General features: G+C 65.3%; 7 protein-coding genes and 1 pseudogene. All 8 read right to left on the bottom strand.

What is annotated here, in order from left to right; translation table 11 throughout:
* Window positions 1-21: 21 nt before the first annotated feature.
* Window positions 22-540 (bottom strand): Hcp family type VI secretion system effector, encoded by a 519-nt coding sequence (locus P3R38_RS20660; RefSeq protein ID WP_023381485.1) that lies wholly within the window; start codon window positions 538-540, stop codon window positions 22-24.
* Between the two features lie 479 nt (window positions 541-1,019).
* Window positions 1,020-1,754: a YkgJ family cysteine cluster protein gene (locus P3R38_RS20655; RefSeq protein WP_023382269.1), complete on the bottom strand. Its 735-nt coding sequence runs from the start codon at window positions 1,752-1,754 to the stop codon at window positions 1,020-1,022.
* On the bottom strand, window positions 1,751-2,062 hold the full coding sequence (locus P3R38_RS20650; protein WP_023382268.1) for a hypothetical protein: 312 nt from the start codon (window positions 2,060-2,062) through the stop codon (window positions 1,751-1,753). Before P3R38_RS20650 ends, P3R38_RS20655 begins: the two co-directional genes overlap by 4 nt.
* A gap of 87 nt (window positions 2,063-2,149) precedes the next feature.
* Window positions 2,150-3,049: a chemotaxis protein gene (locus P3R38_RS20645; RefSeq protein WP_277686553.1), complete on the bottom strand. Its 900-nt coding sequence runs from the start codon at window positions 3,047-3,049 to the stop codon at window positions 2,150-2,152.
* A 163-nt stretch (window positions 3,050-3,212) separates the two neighbouring features.
* Window positions 3,213-4,397, bottom strand: a complete 1,185-nt coding sequence (locus P3R38_RS20640; protein WP_023382266.1) for an HlyD family type I secretion periplasmic adaptor subunit — start codon at window positions 4,395-4,397, stop codon at window positions 3,213-3,215.
* Entirely contained in the window at window positions 4,394-6,550 is a 2,157-nt protein-coding gene (locus P3R38_RS20635; protein WP_023382265.1) for a type I secretion system permease/ATPase, read from the bottom strand. Before P3R38_RS20635 ends, P3R38_RS20640 begins: the two co-directional genes overlap by 4 nt.
* On the bottom strand, window positions 6,547-7,980 hold the full coding sequence (locus P3R38_RS20630) for a TolC family outer membrane protein (RefSeq protein ID WP_023382264.1): 1,434 nt from the start codon (window positions 7,978-7,980) through the stop codon (window positions 6,547-6,549). Before P3R38_RS20630 ends, P3R38_RS20635 begins: the two co-directional genes overlap by 4 nt.
* A gap of 62 nt (window positions 7,981-8,042) precedes the next feature.
* Window positions 8,043-18,782, bottom strand: a pseudogene (locus P3R38_RS20625) (BapA/Bap/LapF family large adhesin); the annotation flags it as partial.
* Window positions 18,783-18,930 lie beyond the last annotated feature (148 nt).

Below are 18,930 nucleotides of genomic sequence, written 5' to 3'. Positions count from 1 at the left end.
AGGCAGCGGTGTGATCCAGGTTTAGCCTGCGACCGGAACGCGCCAGTCGTCGGAACCGGAAGTCCCGGAGACCTCGTGGGTCCAGGTGATCTTGCGGTAGGTGAAGTACACGTCTTCCAGGTGGGTGAAGTGGGCGTTGGCCGGGTCCTGGCAGTTGTGCATGTAGTCCTTCATGTCGACGATGATCGCGTCTTCCAGGACGGTGGTGTAGTAGTGCTCCTGGGTGCCGGCCGCCGAGGTGCGGTACCACTTGATCTCGACCTTGGTCATGCGCTCACCGGAGGTCAGGGCCGCCAGCAGCAGTGGCGAGGCCTTGTCGAAGACCTTGGTGATCTTCACCGGCTTGTGCACGCGCTGGCCGGTCGGTTGGCCGGACTGCGGATCACGGGGGATGATCACCTGGTGGTCGAAGCCCTGGACCATCACCTGGTCTTCGTGGCCTTCCTGGTAGGTGTTGCCCACCGAATCGGCGGTGAACGCGCCAGCGGTGATCAGGCCTTGTTTTTCGCCGGTGACGGACATGTACGCGGGTGTTGCCATGGTGCTGCTCTCCTTGCTGTGGATAAGTCGATATCGACTGGGAAATTTCCGCTTTCCCATGTCTGGTTAATACAGAAAACGTGCCAATTCCAGGCGAGTCCTTATATATCGCGGGCTCTAAAGGTTAAGTCGTTTCAATGAGGGGCTTTTGTGCAACGAAATACCAGAAAAGTGCGCAACTTCTTGCGCAGTGGTGTGCAAAAAGTTGCGCAGTTGCCTGTACGCCATATTTCTTAAGGCCTACAGGAATGTATGCACAGGCTTATTCACATTTGAGTGCGCAACTTCTTGCGCAGTTGACTGCTAAGTCGAGTTGGCCGTGTCGGGCGCAATATCTGAAGCCGTTGTGATGGATTAGAACGTTACGGGAAAACGCTTCCTGGGTATGTAGGACGCAGGGCGACACGAGGTGTAGGAAGGGGATGACATCGGGCGGGGTGGGTAAACGGATTGTTTACCCATGCAGGGCAAGCGCTGAATCAGAATCCGATGTAGGCGTAATAGTCCGATGTTTCAGCGGTGGTTTGCAGACCCAGGTCGCCTAGGGCGACCGCCAGTTCGGCATCAGGTACATGGAGGGTCCAGGCGGTCTGCACAGCAGGAAATTCCTGTCGAAGGGCTGTGGCGAAGGCGTCCATGTTCGGCAAGTAAGCCGTGAAACCACGGCCCTTGAGTGCACTGGTGGTGATGCCCAGCGCCTGGCACAGGGCAACCTTGGCGGCGATGTCGTCGCGGTCGGCCTGGCGTGAAGCCTCCACCAGTGCCACCAGTTGCGGGTCGACCGGTAGCGTGCCATGAATCAGCGTGGGCCCCTGTTCCCATGCTTCGGGCGGACAGTCCTTGCTTTCGGGGCGCAGGGGGATGTGCGGGTTGATCTCCACCGGGTAAATGCGGCACACCAGCGGGCGCGACTCATAAATGGTGCACAGGTCGTTATCGTCCAGATTCCGGCAGCGGCCTGGGTTGAACGCCGCGAAGGTCACCGATACCCGTGCCTCGCCGCTGCCGCAGGGCACCGCCAGGGAGCGGCGCAGCACGTGCTCGCGCTGCTCGATGGGCATGCCAGGGCCGTCGGCCACGAAGCCTTCGATCAAGATGATGACCTGGCCGCCGGACGCTGCCCACTGGCGGGTTTCATCCAGTGTCAGGGGGACATGGTGGCCGGTGCAGCACTTGCCACAGCCAGTACAGGCAAAACGCAGACGGTCGTTCACTGAGCTCCCGGGCTCCATTCGCTGACGAAGGCTCGTTGATGCTGGCGGTCGTACAGGCACAACTCGGTGCCTGTGCGTTGCTGCATGTGTTTCTGCGGATAGACACCTTCGATCAGCAGGGCGCTGAAACCGACCTGATCATCGAACTCCGCAGGCTTGCCGCGGGCGTGGGCATCCTTGAACTGGCTGGCGGCCAGACAAGCCTTGAGCATCTGCTGGCGCTGTTCGTTCCAGGCCTGGCTGCTGGAGGCCTGGGCTGCACCGCTGAACAGGGTGCAGGAGATAAGGAGCGAGCTGAAAAACTTCATACGCAATACCGGCAAGAAACATCCGAGGGGCGTGATTATGCCTTACACGTCCCCGGCGGCAAGCCGGGGAGATTGTCGCTGAATATATCAGTGCTCGGTGTGCGCCACCGCCCGCGCCGCCACCACCAGACAATCGGTAAGCTCTGGCGAGGAGAACTTGGTGAGGATGGCATTGGCTCCGGCCAGCCTGGCCTTTTCACTGCTCATGGCACTGTCCAGCGAGGTGTGCAGGAGGATGTACAGGTGCTGGAAGTCCGGGGTTTCGCGCAGGGTCCGGGTAAAGGCGTAGCCGTCCATCTCGGACATCTCGATGTCGGAGACGATGATGTTGATTTCCTGGGCGGTGCCTTGCAGTTCCAGCAGGACATTGATGGCGTCCTTGGCGCTGCGGGCCGTGTGGCACTCGATGCCGAGGTTGCGCAGGGTATGCACCGATTGCTGCAGCGCTACCTGGCTGTCGTCCACCACTAGGATATTGGCCGCGGCCAGCAGACTGGCATCTTGCTCGCTCACCTCGCCCGGGCGTGCCTCAGGTTCGGGCGGGGCGATGCCGTGGATGACTTTCTCGATGTCCAACACCTGTACCAACGTGTTGTCGACCCGGGTCACGCCGGTGATGAACGAGCGATTGCCCGAGCCATAGGGCGGCGGCTTGATATCGGTGCTCAGGCAATGAACGATGCGGCTGACCGCCTGTACATGAAGGCCCTGGCGCGAGCGGCTGATCTCGGTGACGATCAGGCAGCCGCCGTCCGGGTCGGCCAACGGCCGCTCGCCGATGGCACGGGACAGGTCGATCACCGACAGCGAGTTGCCGCGCAGGGTGGCCACACCTTTGACGTGGGGGTGCGATTCAGGCAACCGAGTCAGGGGCGGGCAGGGGATGATTTCGCTGACCTTGAGCAGGTTGATTGCCATCAGCTTGCCGCTGCGCAGGGTGAACAGCAGCAGGGACAACGCGTCCGCGCGGGCGTTTTGCGTGGCCATGGTGACCTTCGTTCAGAGAGGGGATGCCGGGTTATCGGCGTGTTATCGCCTGGCTTTAGGTTGGGGGAGGGTGGGGGTGTACGATTCTGGATTTTCTGCGGTGAATCGAGCGCGGACCGCGCGACGCTCGATCTCACTCCTTCCAAAAAAACATCGACAGACCTTAACGCTCCCGCAACGCCTCACGCGCCCTGTTCAGTGGCTTGATCAGGTAATCGAGGATGGTCTTCTCGCCCGTACGGATATCCACCGTGGCGATCATCCCCGGCACGATCGCGAAGCGCTTGCCGGCCTTGTTCTGCAGGCTGTCCTGTTCGGTGCGGATGAACACTCGGTAGTAGTAGATCTCCGGTTTCACTTCATCCTGCAAGGTGTCGGGCGAAATCCCCACCACCTTGCCGTCCAGGCCGCCGTACACCGAGTAATCGTAGGCACTGATCTTGACCTTGGCGGCCTGCTCGGGGTGGATGAATGCGATGTCCCTGGGGGCGATGCGGGTTTCGATCAGCAGCCGCTCGTCCATCGGCACGATCTTCATCACTTGGCCGCCCGGCTGTACCACGCCCCCCAAGGTGTTGACCTCGATGTCCTTGACGATGCCCCGCACTGGGGAACGCAGGGTCAGGCGCGTCAGCGAGTCGCTGCGCCCACGGATCACCTCGGCCAGGCTGTCGGCCTCGGCGCTGGCCTTGGCCAGCTCCTCACGGGCGCGTACCAGGTAGTCGGAGCGTGCTTCGTTGGCCTTGAGTTCCAGTTCCGAGCGTTGACGGTTCAGGCGGATCACTTCGACCCGGCTCGAAGCGCCCATCTTCGCCAGGTTCTCGGTGATCTGCAGTTCGCTGCGTACCAGCCGCAAAGAGTCCTCGATGCCGGCCAGGGTCTGCTCCAGGCCCTGGCGGCGGGTTTGGTACAGCGCGGTCTCGGCGTCGATCAGGTCGGGGGACGCTCGCAGGCTGTCGGGAAAGGCTAGCGGCTTGCCGGTCACCTCGGCTCGCAACCGGGCGACGCTGGCGGTGGCCGCGCGGTACTTGGCCTCGCTTTCGCCCACGCTGGAGGCGGTCTTGGTCGGGTCCAACTGGGCAAGCACCTGGCCGCGCTCGACCAGGTCGCCCTCGGCCACATTCATGGTGGTGACGATGCCCCCTTCGAAGGACTGGATCACCTGCTCCCGTGAGCTGGGAATCACCTTGCCAGTGCCGGTGGACACTTCCACCACCTCGAACCACGCCGCCCACCCCAGAAAGCCCGCCAGCATCAGCGCGCACAGGGTGATCAGGCGACCGGCGCGCAGCACGGCGCGGTCGTCCTCGCCATCCAGGTAGGACGAGGGAAGTTCATGGCTGCTCATGCCTGGCCTCCTTTGAGCTTGGCCAGGGCGGCGTCGCGTTTGTCGTCGATGACGATGCGACCGCCGTCGAGCACGATGATCCGATCGACCCGCTGCAGCACGTTCAGGCGGTGGGTGGCGATCACCAGGGTACGGCCCTGGCAGAAGCGGTCGAGGCTATCGAGCAGGTGGCGTTCGCTGATGTCGTCCAGCGAGGCGGTGGGTTCGTCGAGCAGCAGCACCTGTGGCTGGCGTACCAGCAGACGAGACAGCACCAGGGCCTGGCGCTGGCCACCGGACAGCCCTTGGCCGCCCTCAAGGATCAAATGGTCCATGCCCTTGGGCAGTCGGCGGACGAAGTCCAGCGCGCCGGTGGCGGACAGCGCGGCCACCAGTTCCTGGTCACTGGCTTGTCCCGCGCCCAGGGTGAGGTTTTCCCGCAGGGTGCCATGAAATAGCCGCGAGTACTGGGGCAGCAAGCCTACGTCGCGGCGCAGGTCGGCTGGATCCAGGTGGGCCAGAGCAATACCGTCGAGGTTGAGCTCGCCTTGCATCAGGTCCATGGCGCCGCCCAAGGCCTGGAGCAAGGTGGATTTCCCTGAACCGTTGCGCCCCAGCAGGGCGATGCGTTCGCCGGGCTGGATGTCCAGCTGGCCGATGGTCAGCGCCGGTGCCGCCTCGGGGCTGTAGCGGAAGATCGCCTGGCGCACCCGGTATTCCCCACGCAGTGCCGGCAGGTGGACGCGCGCCTCGCCTTCGGCATGGTCCACCGGCGACTGCATGAGATTGTCCAGGCCCTTGAGGGCCACCTTGGCCTGCTGCCAGCGGGTCAATACATGGGTCAACTGGGCCAGTGGCGCCATCATGCGCGATGACAGCATCGAAGCCGCCACCAGGCTACCAGTGGTAAGGTCGCCCGCGATCACCATGGGGGCGCCGATGACGATGACCACGGCGAACACTGCACCCTGGACATTCTGGGTCCAGGTCACCAGGCCGTTGGTCAAGGTGCGCAGGCGCAGGTTGCTGTGGGCACAAGCGGTGTTGTACTGATTCCACTGGCGTTCGAAGCGCGCCTCTGCCTGCAGGGCCTTGATCTCGTCCAGGCCCTGGATGCTTTCCACCAGCATGGCGTTGCGCAGCGCCGACTCGCGCATCGAGGCATTGGCCAATGCGGCCAGGCGCCGCTGCGCCAGCAGGCCAGGCAGCAGCATGGCCAGCAGCGCGACGAGGGGAATCAGCACCAGGACCCCGCCGATCAGCCAGAACACCAACAGGAACAGCAGGAAGAAGGGCAGGTCGGCCAGCACCGAGGCGGTGCTGGAGGTGATCAGGTCGCGAATCTGCTCGAGCTCGCGCAACTGCGAGATGAACGAGCCGGTGGACTTGGGCCGCGCCGAGTTGCGCAGGCGCAGGGCATGGCCATAAACCAGGTCGCTGACCCGCAGGTCGGCGCGCTTGCCCAGCAGGTCGGTCACCTTGAGCCTGAGCAAGCGCATGCTCAGGTCGAACACCAGCGCCAGCACCACCCCCGCGAACAGCACGTACAGCGTCGGCAATGACTCGGCAGGGATCACCCGGTCGTACACCTGCATGGAAAACAATACGCCAGCCAAGGCCAGCACGTTGGCTACCAATGAGGCGACCATGACCTGGCCATAGGGGCGCAGGTCGCGCAGCACGATGCGGGCGAACCAGTGGCGGTCGTAAGGCGCGGTGTAGTCGTCGGTGCGAACGTCGCGCAGGGGGCGAGCGGGGCGGAGCAATGCGACACGGGATATCCGCCCGTCCAGCGTGCCCTGCGATACCCGCGAGGCCAGGCCCTGGTCGCCGGCGAAGACCACCGCCAGTTCGTCGTCCTGGGTCACCGACTCGACCACGGCCAGCTGGCCGTCGTCCAGCTCCAGCACCAAGGGCGTGCGCCATTGCCGTAGGCCTTTGCCATCGAAATGGGTGAAGCGCAGGGTAAGCCCCGCCTGGCGGGCCATGTGACGTAGGATTTCGTCCAGCGGCCGGGCATCTTCCACAGCGGCCAGGTGTATGCGCTGGGGTGAGACATCAAGACGGTAGTGGTGCGCCACCTGCAGCATGGCTTCGAGCCACGGCCCCAGGTCCGGATGCCCGGTCTGGACGGTGGCCTGCGCGGGCTGGGCAAGGTTGATGGTTTCATTCATGGCTCGATCTGCACCCCTTGCAGGTTGCGCCCTTCCAGCCCGAAGGCTGTGCGCAGGGCGCCACTGTTGTACAGGCAATCAACATCCAGGCGCAGCAGGTCGGCGCGTGTGCCAGCGAGGTCGAAGCGTGACTGGTAGATCTCCTGCTCGGCATTGAGCAGGTCGAGCAAGGGCCGTGTACCCAGGTCCAGGTACTGGCGACCGTACAGCTCGCGGGCTTCCTGAATGCTGGTCTGGCGTGCTTCGAGCGAGCTGAGTCGCCGCCCCAATCCAGAGGTCTGCGCCTTGGCTTCGGCCAGCCCGCGACGGGCCTGCAGGCGGGCAGCATCTTCCGCCGAATCGGCCGCAGTCAGGGCATGGCCGGCAGCTCGGGTGCGGGCGCTGATGGCCCCGCCCTGGTAGATCGGCACCTCAAGGTTCAGGTAGATCCCGGCCTGCGTGCGGTCGAGGCGGGAGTTGTCGCGGTCGTACTCGTTGTCCAGGTAATGGTTGACCTGCGGTTGCAGCGACAGGGTCGGATAGGCCTCGGCCTTGGCTTGCGCCAGCTCGGCCTGGGACTGCGCGCGCAGGGCTAGCGCCATGAGCACGGCGGGCAGGCGGTCGTCGCCCTGCTCTGGCCGTTTGCAGGCCTGGTTCAGTTCGGCCGGAGGCGCTTCGGCAAGCGCCGGCGGGGACATGCGCCCGAGCAGCGCGGCAAGTGTCGAGCGCCAGCGTTGGTATTGCGACTGGTACTCCTCCAAGGTCGCGCGTGCTCCTTCTTCCCGGGACTCGGCCTGGACCACGTCGGACCGGGTGCTCGCGCCCATGTCGCTGCGTTGGCGTGCCAGGCCGACAATGGCGCCGATGCCACGGATCTGATCGCGGGCAATGGCCATCAACTGCTCGTAGCGACGGGTTTCGATCCAGGCGTAGGCGGTGTCGCGGGCCAGTTCGTCCACCACCAGCAAGATATTGGCTTGTGCCCGTGCTGCCGCGGCTTTTGCCGCGTTCACTGCACTGTCGACCTTGCCGAAGTCGTAGAGCATCTGTTTCAGCGACAGGTTCAGCGCCTGGCTGCCCCGGTCGTTGCCATACCCGGTGTCATACCCTGCGCGTATACCCCCGGTGACCTGCGGGTAGTAACCGGCGCGGGCCACGTTGATGCCTTCGCCTTGCTTGTACAGGTTACCGACGGCCTCGGCGATGCTCGGGTGCCACTGCGCCGCGAGCAGCACGGCTTCAGCCATGCCCAGGCGGTCGCCGTCGGCTTCGGCCTGCCCGGAAGGCGGGCGAGCAGGTATGGCTTCGGGGGCGTCGCGCAGACGCGACGGCCCGATGCTGCGCAGCTGCGGGTCGATATCGTCGGCCGACCAGGCTGCTGGAGTGATACACAGGGCCAGGAGCCCAAAGGCGCCTGTTAACAGCGGTGACAGCGTACTGCTTCGCTTCACATCATTCCCTTACTGCTGGTCATCCTTGGCGCCGGGCGGTAACCCGGCGGTTTGCTGCAGGCTCAGACGACGTGGATGCCGCTTTGCACCCACAGGTGGTGGCTGGGATCCTCCTGGGCCGTATATTGGTTATAGTCGATGCCATCGGCGGTCTGGGTACCAGCAAGCGTCCAGGTGTCCGTCAGGTGCACCGTGTCCTTGTCATCACCCTTGATCACCAAGGTGTCTTTGCCGGTCTCCGTGACGGCCACGACGTCCGCCAGGTTGAGGGTGAGGGTGACGGCGCTGGTGTCATTGAGGTCGATGACCTCGATGTCGTGTACGCGCTCGGCCAGGTTGCCCAGGTCGATGCTGGCATCGCCCCCGGCCCACAGCAGGGTGTCGGTGCCGGCCCCACCCTCTACGCTGGTGAAGTCCTGGTCGACGATCACCAGGGTGTCGTCGCCGGCTCCCCCCTGCAGGCTGATGGCCCCGCCCTGACTGCCATCGAGGTGGTCGTTGCCGTCGGTACCGGCGATCACGTCGCTGGATGCGGCTGCAACGCTGGCCAGCGCAACGCCATCGTCGCTGGTGTCGGCCAGCAGCGCGCTCGTGGCACTGAAACTGGCGGCGCTGTCCAGGTTGATGGTCAAGGTGGCGGTATCGGTGGTGCCGTTGGGGTGGGTCAATTCATAGGTGAAGGTGTCGTGCTGGCCAATGATGGCCGAGGTCAAGCCCGCCTTGAGGGTGTAGGTGTAACTGCCGTCGGCCTGCACCAGCAAGGTGCCATAGGTGCCTGTCACGCTGACGCCGTTGTAGCCCGGGATCGCATAGGTGTTGGCGGCCACCAGGACGCTGAGCACGGTCAGGGACGAGCCGAGGTTATCGGCTCCACCCCCTGCGGTGTCGGTAAGCAGGTTACCGGTGACCGGGGTATAGCCGCTGACCACGAATTCGGTGAGATGGGTCGTCGTGGTGTTGAGCGTGGTGGTGAGGGAGCTGGCCAGGCCGATGCCGCTGGCGGTCACGCGTATCTGGTAAGAGCCTGCGGTCTGGTCCTGGAAGGTGTAGGCGGAGCCGCCCCCCAGCAGGCTGACCAGCGAACTGCCGTTCACCGACTGAACCACTGCGTAAAGGCCCGTTGCTGGGTTGAGCTTGAGTAGGTCGATGGTCGTGCCGTTGAGCAGCCCCAGCAGGTTGGTCGAGTTGAGCACGACCTGAAGGTCGGCCGTGGTATCGGTGGCTACGGTGGTGCTGTAGGTTGCCTGCCGTGTGCCGATCACCGGCAGGCTCAGCGGTGTGAAGGTGGTGGAACTGGTGGATTCGCGATTGACCAGACTGATGCCAGTGCTGTCGATGTCATTGACCGCATCCACAACCGTGGCGGGAGCGCCGTAGTTGGTGTTGCTCCAGATCTCGGTGGCCTGCGGGCTGTCGATGCGCACGTAGAGCGTGGCGCCATCCACCAGGCCATTGGCGTGAACCAGCTGGTAGCTAAAGATATCGACCTTGCCGACGCTGGATGGGCTGCCGTTCGGGGTGTAGGTGTAGCTGCCATCGGCACGGATCACCAGGGTGCCGTACAGGCCCTGCACCTCGGTGGCGCTGCCAGCAGCGACATAGCTGCCGTTCTTCAGCACTTGCAGGACTGCACCGCTGTCCGGCCCGAGCAGGTCGGTGGCGCCATCGGTGCCCGGGTCACTGATGACGTTGCCGGAGGTAGGCGTTCCGGTTCCGGTGAACTGGGTCTGGCTGGTGGTTTCGATGTCCAGTTGTGTGGTAACCGTGGTCAGCAGGCCGATGCCGCCACTGCTCACCGTCAACCGGTATTCACCGGCCAGCAAGTCGCCGATGTCGACCCGAACACCCTGACCCAGCGGCAGCAGGATCAGGTCGAGCAAACCTTGGGTGTTGCCGGTGGCTAGCGTCACCCAGGCGCCACTGGCGTTTTTCACTTGCAAGGTGAAGGTGGCGTTGTCCAGCAAGGCGAGGGCGCTACTGGTGTTGAGGGTCAGGGTAGGATCCACCGTGGTGCCGGCAGCGACCGTCCAGGTATAGGTCTTGGAGAAGCCCGCCAGCAGGGTCGAGAAACTGTCCTGATAGGTTTGCGTGGACACCACCGGTGCCAGGTTGACGGTGGCGGTCGCCAGGTTGTCACTGGCCACCACCGGGGCGTTGGCGTCCACGTCCGGTGCCGTGATGTTGGTATTGCCCGAGACGTTGTTGCGCGGGTCGGTTAGCGTCACCGACAGCACCTGGCCGTTGTCCTGTGCAGGGCTCAGGGTGACGGTGAAGCTGCCATTGGGCTGCACGGTGTCGGTCTGCAGCACGGTGCCGCTGGCGTTGCGCACCGTGACCGTGGCGCCAGGTTCGCCATTACCGGTCAGCACGCTGCCGTCGGCGCTGATGACCAGGTTGCTGGCCGCCGCTGGCGGTGTGAGGTCCGGTGCGGTCAGCGCGGTACCCTGGGAGGTGTTGCCCGCCGCGTCAGTGAGGGTGACGGTCAACGCCTGGTTGTCCACCTGTGCTGCGGCCAGGCTGACCACGAACAGGCCGTTGGTGCCGACGGTCGCGGTGCCGAGAATCGTCCCGGCGCTGTTGCGCACGGTAACTGTGGTACCGGCCTGTCCAGTGCCTGAAACCACCGTACCGTTGCTGTTGATGCTGGCGACCGGGGCAGTGGGCGGCGTGGTGTCGGGCGCGTTGATGCTGGCGCTGCTGGAGGTGTTGCCTGCCGCGTCGGCCTGGCGCACGGTCAGTTGCTGTCCGTCGTTCTGCGCCGTGGTGAGGGTGATACTGAACTGGCCGTTGCTGCCGACCGTGGCATTGCCCAGTGCGACACCGCCGGGGCCTTGCACGGTGACAGTCGCCCCGGGTTCGCCGGTACCGGTAAGCACGGTGCCGCCGGCATTGATCGCCAGGTTGCTCACAGGCGCTGGTGCCTGTGAATCAGGTGCTGTGAAGCTGGTGCTGCCGGATGGATTCAGCGCCGCGTCGGTTTGAGTCACCCCCAGCACCTGGCCGTTGAGCTGTGGGCTCGACAAGGTGATGGAGAAGGCCCCTCCGGCATTCACCTGGCCGGTACCGATGATGGCCCCTCCTGCATCGCGGACCGTCACGGTTGCGCCTGCTTCACCCGTACCGCTGAGCACCAGGCCATTGGTTGAAAGTGCGGTGACGATGGGGTTGGCCGGGGCCGTGCTGTCCTCCGCTTGCACGATGGCGGGTATCGAGCTTCCCCCCAATGCGGACACAGCGGTGACCGACAGCGTTTCGCCATTGAGCTGGGCGCTGTCCAACGTCAGGGTGAAGGTGCCACCAGCGCCTGTCAGGCCAGTGCCTATGAGTGTCCCTGACGCGTCACGCACCTCGATGGTGGTGCCGATCTCGGCGTTGCCGCTCAAGATCAGGCCATCTGCGGCCAGATCCACGTTGGTGGGGGCGGCAGGTGCCGGCACCAGCGGCGTATCGTAGCTGGCTTCGCCCGATGTGTTCTGGGCTGCGTCACGCTGGGTGATTCGCAGTTCCTCGTCCGGGCCTGGCGCCGGTTGCAAGGTGACTTGGAAAGTACCGTTGGCGGCCACCACTGCGCTGCCGAGAGGGTTGCCGTTCAGCGTGACGGTCACGGTTGCGCCGGGCTCACCGCGTCCGCTGAGCACATCGTAACCGGGGCTGATGCTCAAGTTGGTGACAAGGTCTGGCGCCGTGGTGTCGGCAGCTTGGTAGGAGGCAGTCGGCGAGGTGTTGCCGGCGTCATCGGTGGCCACCACCGACAGCAGTTGGCCGTTGGTCTGAGCGGGTGAAAGCGTGACGGTGAACACGCCATTGACGGGAACTTCGATTTCACCCAGCACCGTGTTGTCCGGCCCGCGCACAGTGATGGTGCTGCCCGGTTCGGCGCTGCCGCTGAGCTGCAAGCCATTGGCGGTCAGGCTCAGGCCGGTCGGTTGTGCGGGCGGTGTCAGGTCCGGTGCGGTGACCTGGAATGGCGACGACGAGTTGCCGGTGGCGTCCTGGGCGATGATGGTCAGCACCTGGCCGTCGATCTGAGGGGGGCTCAGATCCAGCACGAAGGTGCCGTCGGCATCGATCACTCCTTGGCCGACGACATCGCCCTGGTCGTTGACCACGGTGATGTTGGCGCCGTCTTCACCTGTGCCGGTCAGCTGGGTGCCGCTGCCGTTGAGTGTCGCCAGGACACTGGCGGGCGGGGTGACATCGGCCACGGTGAGGGTGCCGATCGGCGAAACGTTGCCGCTGGTATCTTCCAGGGTGACCTGCAATTGCTGGCCATTGAGCTGTGCGGGCGTCAGGTCGACCACGAAGGTGCCGTCGGCGTCCACCGTGGCCTCGCCGATCAGGGTGTTGCCTTGATACACCCGCACTGTGGTGCCAGCTTCGCCATTGCCGCTGAGCTGGTCACCCGCAGCGTTCAGGCGTAGTGCGTCAGGCGTCGCGGGTGGTGTCAGGTCGGGGGCGGTGACGACCACTGGGACGCTGATGTTGCCGGGCGGGTCGGCCTGCTGCACCGACAGCGCCTGTTGGTTGATCTGCGCCGGTGTCAGTGCGACCTGGAAGCTGCCATCGGCAAGTACGACGGTGGTGCCGAGCACCTCCCCGGCGGCATTGGTCACGGTGACAGTTGCACCTGCTTCGCCACGGCCGCTGACCAGGCTGCCATCGGCATTGATGACCACCTGGGTAAGGGCGTCAGGTGGAGTGAAGTCCGGCGTTTGCAGCGAGGTTGCAGGCGAGGCGTTACCGGCGGCGTCGCTCTGGCTGACGCTGAGCAGCTCGGCATTGCCCAGCGGCGGGTTGAGGGTGATGGTGAAGGCGCCGCTGGCATCGACCACGGCGCTGCCGATCTCGTTGCCGTTGGCATCTTTCACCGACACCCGTGCACCCGCTTCACCACGGCCGGTGAGGGTGGCGCCGTCGCTGGCGATGGCGAGTTCGCTTGGCGCCGCGGGGGGCGTTGTGTCCGCCGCGGTAAGGGACGTGGCATCGGATTGGTTGCCGGCGGCATCGGTGAGTATCACCTGCACGGTCTGGCCATTGGCCTGGGCGGGTGTCAGGTTGACCTGGAAGGTGCCGTCGCCACGAACCACCGCAGTGCCCAGCACACTGCCGTCGGCAGCCAGCACCTTGACGCTGGTGCCGGCCTCGCCAGTACCGTTGAGCAGGGTGCCGCCGCCGGCGAAGGCCAGTTGTTGCGGCGCGGCGGGGGCGACCAGGTCGGGGGCGGTGAGGCTGACGCTGTTGGACTCGTTGCCCGCCGCATCGGTCTGGCTGGCACTGAGGTGCTGGCCGTTGAGCTGCGCAGGGCTGAGGTTAATGCTGAACTGGCCTGAGGCATCGACCACACCCTGGCCGAGCTCGACCCCACCGTCGCCCAGTACTTTGACGGTGGCGCCAGGCTCGCCACGCCCGCTCAGCACCAGCCCGTTGCTGGAAATGGCCAGGTTGGTCAGCGGTTGCGGCGCGGTGGTGTCGGGTGCCACCAGGGTGGCAGGCAAGGATGTGTTGCCATCGCTACCCACGGCAACCACTTGCAGCACTTCGCCGTTGGCCTGAGCACTGCTGAGGCCGACGGTGAAAGTGCCGTCGACAGCCACCAGGCCGGAGCCCAGCAGCACGCCATGGGGACCATAGACGTTCACGGCGCTACCGGGCGTGCCGGTGCCGGTTACCGTCAGGCCATTGGCCGATAGCACCAGGTCATCGGGAATGTCCGGGGCAAGATTGCCCGGAGCGGTGACGGTCTGTGCGGGCGAGGCGTTCTGTGCGGCATCGGTCTGCACCACGCCAAGGTCCTGGCCAGCGACAGCGGCGGGCGACAGCGTCACGCTGAACCGACCATCGACACCCACAGTGGTCGTACCCAGAATCGACCCATCTGGTGCGCGAACGGTCACCGAGGCATTGGCCTCGCCGATCCCCGTCAGGGTGCTGCCATCGGCAGACACCGCCAGTTGCGACACTGGCGCTGGCGGGGTGGTGTCCGCGGCGGTATAGGGAGTGGTGGGCGACACATTGCCTGCGGCATCGGTTGCACTCACCTGCAATGTCTGGCCATTGGTCTGTGGGCTGTCGAGGGTGACCTGGAAGGTTCCGTTGCTGTTGGCGATGGCCGTGCCTAGGACATTGCCTGAGGCATCGCGTACCGTGACCGTACTGCCTGCCTCGGCAATGCCGCTCAACTGCAGCCCGCTGGCGGCCAGCGACAGACCGCTGGGGGCGGCGGGTGAGGTGTGGTCGGGCGCGATCACCGTAACGACGGCGGAGGTGTTGTTGCCTGCGTCGGTCTGGGTCACGCTCAGATGCTGGGCATTGAGCTGCGCGCTATCGAGCGTCAGGGTAAAGCTGCCATTTGCGGCCACCAGGCCGGTACCGATGACGGTGCCATCCGGACCGCGAACGGTGACCGTGGTGCCCGCTTCCCCAAGACCGGTCAGGGTCAGTCCGTTGTTGTTCAAGATTACATTGGTCAGTGCGGCAGGCGGCGTGAGGTCCGGGGTGTTGACGCTCACTGCCGGGGAGGTATTGCCGGCGCTGTCTGCCTGGGTCACGCCAAGGGTGCTGCCATCGGCCTGAGGTGTGCTGAAGGCCACCGTGAAGCGTCCATCGGCGCCTACGGTAGCGGTGCCTAGCATGGTACCCGCGGCATTGCGCACCTGGACAATGGCTCCGATCTCGCCACTGCCCGTCAGGTGCCGACCGTCGGCACTGAGTACGACGTCGGCGACGGCATTCGGTGGCGTGCGGTCCGGCGTTGCCAGGCTGGCGGGGGCGGACACGTTGCCGGCGGCATCGGTAAGGGTGACCTGCAGGGCACTGCCGGTGGTCTGCGCACTGGGCAGGGTGACCTGGAACACGCCGCTCTGGTTGACCGTGCCGGTGGCGAGGACAGTGCCATTGGCGTCGCGCACGGTGACAGTCGCGCCGGCTTCGCCCTGGCCGCTGACCACGGTGGCGGCGCTGTTGAGGCTGAGTTGGTTGGCGGCCAGTGGTGCTTGCAGGTCGGGCGCCTGGAGCGTCGCGGGCAGTGAAGTGTTGCCGCCGGTATCCGTCTGGGTGATGGTCAGCTGTTGGGCATTGGTCTGCGCAGGCACCAAGGTGACGCTGAACAGACCGTTGCTCGCAACGACTGCGCTGCCTACTTGCGTGCCTTGAGCATCGAACACTTTGACGGTGGCACCGACCTCGCCACGACCCGTGAGAACGGTCCCGGCCGGGTTCAGGTCGACCTGGGTCGGCGCATCCGGTGCGGTGCTGTCGGCCGCCACGATCACGGCGGGTACCGACGCCGTGCCGCCCACCGTCGCCTGGGCGTAGGCCTGCAGGGTTTGTCCGTTGAGTTGGGCGGCGTTGAGGAACACATGGAAGGTGCCATCGCTGCCGACGGTGGCGGTGCCCAGTACATTGCCGTTGGAGGTCACCGTGATCAGGGTGCCGACGGTGCCTTGGCCGGTGAGGACGAAGCCATCGGCGCTGAGCGCCAGGTTGGTGGGGCTGGCGACTTCACTGCCGTCGGGTCCGTTCAAGAGGCTGCTCGCTTCCTGTCCGGCGCCGTCGCGCACCACCAGGTCGACCACTTCACCGTTGGTGAGCGGGCGATCGAGCACGACCTGGAAGGTACCGTCAGGGCCCACGGTCGCGCTGCCCAAGGGCGTACTGCCGTCCCGGACAATGACAACGGTGCCTGGCTCGGCATTGCCGGCAACGAGGGTGCCATCCGGGCTCAGGGAGACGTTGGTCGCTGCGCTGGGGGGCGTGGTGTCCGGGGCGGTCACCGCTGCCGGGGCGGCGCTGTTGCCTGCGGCATCGGCCACGATGACGGTGAGGGTTTCGCCGTTCTGCTGTGCAGTCGACAGGGGCACGCTGAAGCTGCCGTCGGACTGGACTGTCCCGCTGGCAAGGAGGTTGCCGTTGGGGTCCAGTACCGTGATCGAGGTCGCACCTGGGGCGTTACCCGTGAGCGCCGTGCCGTTCAGGACAACTGCGAGGTCGCTGGGGGCGGCCGGTGGCGTGAGGTCGGGGGCGGTGACCGGTGTGGCCATGGAGGTGTTACCACTGCCGTCGGTCAAGGTCACGTTGAGTGACTGCCCGTCGAGCTGTGCCGGTGAAAGCGCAACCGTGAAGGCGCCGCCTGGCGGAACCACCACGCTGCCCAGCAACACGTTTTGAGCGTTGCGCACCTCCACCGTCGCACCTACCTCGCCAGTGCCCTGCAGGTAGGTGCCGCCCGGGCCGACCAGCAGCCCTGTCGGTGACGTTGGCGCACTGCTGTCGTCGGCGGTGTAGCTGGCTGACGGAGAGCTGTGGTTCGCGGTGTCGATCAGCACCACCGACACCGTTTCACCATTGGTTTGTGGCGGGCTGAGGGTGACGGTGAAGCTGCCGTTGGCATTGACCTGGTCGCTACCCAGTATTTGGCCGTTGGCATTGCGCACCACCACCGTGGTGCCAGGCTCGCCTTGCCCGGTGAGCAAGGTACCACTGGCATCCAGTGCCAGGTTTTGGGCAGGCGTGGGCGCTTCAAGGTCGTTGGCTACGAACGGGGTGTCTGTCGAGCCGTTGCCGGCGGCATCGGCCTGACTCACTGACAACGTCTGGCCATTGAGCTGCGGCGGGTCGAGGATGACTTGGAAGCTGCCGTCGGCCTGTACCACTGCCGTGCCCAAGACCCCGCCAGACCCATCTTTGACCGTGACCTGCGCGCCAGGCTCGCCCGTGCCGGACAGGGTGCTGCCATCGCCGGACAAAGACAGGTCTGCCGGTGGGGTGGGGTCCTGGTTGTCAGGGGCGGTGAGGTCGGTCGAGGTCGACACATTGCCGGTAGGGTCACGCTGCTCGACGGAGAGCGCCTGGCCGTTGGTCTGCGGTGTGTTGAGGGTGACCGTGAAGCTGCCATTGCTGGCGACCTGGCCGGTGCCGAGCACGCTGCCATCGGGGGCGCGAACGGTCACGGTGGCCCCAGGTTCCCCGCTGCCTGTGACGGTTGTACCGGTGCTGTCGATGCTGGGGGTGGTGATCGGCAATGGAGGTGAGGTGTCCGGTGCGGTGAAGTTGACGGCACCGGCACTGTTGCCGAGGCTGTCGGTGGCGTCCACGGTCAGGCTTTCACCGTTGCGCTGCGGTGTCGAGAGGGTGACCTCGAAGCGCCCGTCGGTGCCGACCGTGGTAGTGCCTAGCACGGTGCCATTGGCCGCGCGCACGGTGATGATCGAGCCGGGTTGCCCTTGCCCGGTGAGGTGGGTGCCGGCGACATCGAGTGCCAGCCCGGAGGGTTGTGCCGGGCCGTCCAGGTCCGGAGCGGTGAGCGGGGTGGTCGTCGTGTTGCCTGTGGCATCGCGCAGCGTCACGTCCAGTATCTGGCCGTCGGTCTGCGCAGGGGTCAAAGTCACCGTGAACTGGCCATTAGGCCCAACCACGGCAGAACCGAGCAGCACGCCCTGGGCATTGCGAACCTGTACCGTGGTGCCGATTTCGCCGCGCCCGGTGAGGGTAACCCCATCGGCGCTCAGTGCCAGGTTGGTGGCAGGACTGGGTGGGGTGGTGTCCGGTGCGGTGATCGGGCTGGGCGACGATGTGTTGCCGGCGTTGTCGATGAGCACGACGTTCAGTGCTTCACCGTTGGCCTGGGCTGGAGAGAGAGGAATGGTGAAATTGCCGTCATTGCCCACCACACCACTGCCGATCAAGGTGCCGTCGGCATTGCGCACCTCGACCCTGGTTCCCGCTTCACCGCGACCGCTCAGTTGTTGGCCACCCGCTGCGATCACCAGGTTGACCGGGGCGTCGGGCGGGGTGGTGTCCGGGGGCGTGCCGACGTCGTCCGGCGCGGTGATGCTTGCCGCGGGCGAGGTATTGCCAGCAGCGTCCTGGGCGGTGACAGTCAGGGCCTGGCCGTCGGTTTGAGGGGGTTGCAGGGTGATGCTGAACTGACCGTCGGCACCTGCCACGACGCTGCCCAGCAGCGTGCCGCCAGGGCCGCGTACCTGAACCGTGGCGCCCGGCTCGGCACGGCCGCTGAGGGTGGTGCCTTGTTCGTCGATCGCCAGGTTGGTCGGCGCCAGCGGAGCGGTCGCGTCCGGCGCGACGACGGTGCCTGCCGGGGAGGCGTTGCCTGCGGCGTCGGTCAGGATGACTTGAAGGTTTTCGCTGTTGATCTGCGGCGGGTCGAGGCTGATTTCGAAGCGTCCATCGGCCCCCACTGTGCCGCTGCCGATCAGATTACCGGCCGCATCGCGGACGTTGACCGTTGTGCCGGCTTCGCCCCGGCCGGTCAGGCGCAGGCCATCCGGGGAAACCAGCAGGTCGATGGGGGTAGCCGGAGGCGTTGTGTCGGACGGTGCCGATCCGCCGCCACCGCCGCCACTGCTCCCGTTGTCGACTGCCGCGGCTGCGCCTCCGACGCCCAGCAGACTCAGGCCCGCGATCGCCCAGGTTGGCGTCGCACTGCCGGCGACGCCGATACCCGCCACCACCTGGTCGAGCGAACTCACCTCTTCGAACGTGAAGCCTGTGAACGCTTCGGCATCGTAGTTGGCGTACCACAGGGTGCCATCTTCGCCGACGAAGACCATGTCGCTGGCAACGCCCGCCTGGTCGACGGCGAAGAAATTACCGATCGTTATTTTTTCGCCGGACTTGAGCGTAACGATCAGGTTCTGCCCGCGTTGGGTGACGGTGGCCACCTGGTTGGGCGAAATCGGCATTTGCACGACCGCGGGGCTTTTCAGGCTGATATTGCCCCAGGCATTCTGGGTAGCGACTGAAGTTTGCTTATCGGCAACGACAATACTGTCCATGAGTGCTCCCTGCAGTTGTACGGCGACATGGTCGACGTCCATTGGCCCAGGGCCGAGCGGGCGCGGCATGCCTTCAACAGTACTGGCCACTCAAAGGCCGAGGTACCGATTCCTTATGCAGTTAAGCAGCCAACTGGCAATCGGCTAGATAGCTTTA

The organism is Pseudomonas sp. NyZ480, assembly GCF_029537255.1.
In the GTDB taxonomy this organism is placed as follows: domain Bacteria; phylum Pseudomonadota; class Gammaproteobacteria; order Pseudomonadales; family Pseudomonadaceae; genus Aquipseudomonas; species Aquipseudomonas taiwanensis.
Note: the sequence above shows the minus strand (reverse complement) of the source record. Positions and strands in the feature narration are given on the sequence as shown.

Excerpts from the sequence above, each read along its gene's own strand:
- P3R38_RS20660 (WP_023381485.1), bottom strand. The coding sequence starts at position 540 with ATGGCAACACCCGCGTACATGTCCGTCACCGGCGAAAAACAAGGCCTG.
- P3R38_RS20650 (WP_023382268.1), bottom strand. The coding sequence starts at position 2,062 with ATGAAGTTTTTCAGCTCGCTCCTTATCTCCTGCACCCTGTTCAGCGGT.
- P3R38_RS20645 (WP_277686553.1), bottom strand. The coding sequence starts at position 3,049 with ATGGCCACGCAAAACGCCCGCGCGGACGCGTTGTCCCTGCTGCTGTTC.
- P3R38_RS20640 (WP_023382266.1), bottom strand. The coding sequence starts at position 4,397 with ATGAGCAGCCATGAACTTCCCTCGTCCTACCTGGATGGCGAGGACGAC.
- P3R38_RS20635 (WP_023382265.1), bottom strand. The coding sequence starts at position 6,550 with ATGAATGAAACCATCAACCTTGCCCAGCCCGCGCAGGCCACCGTCCAG.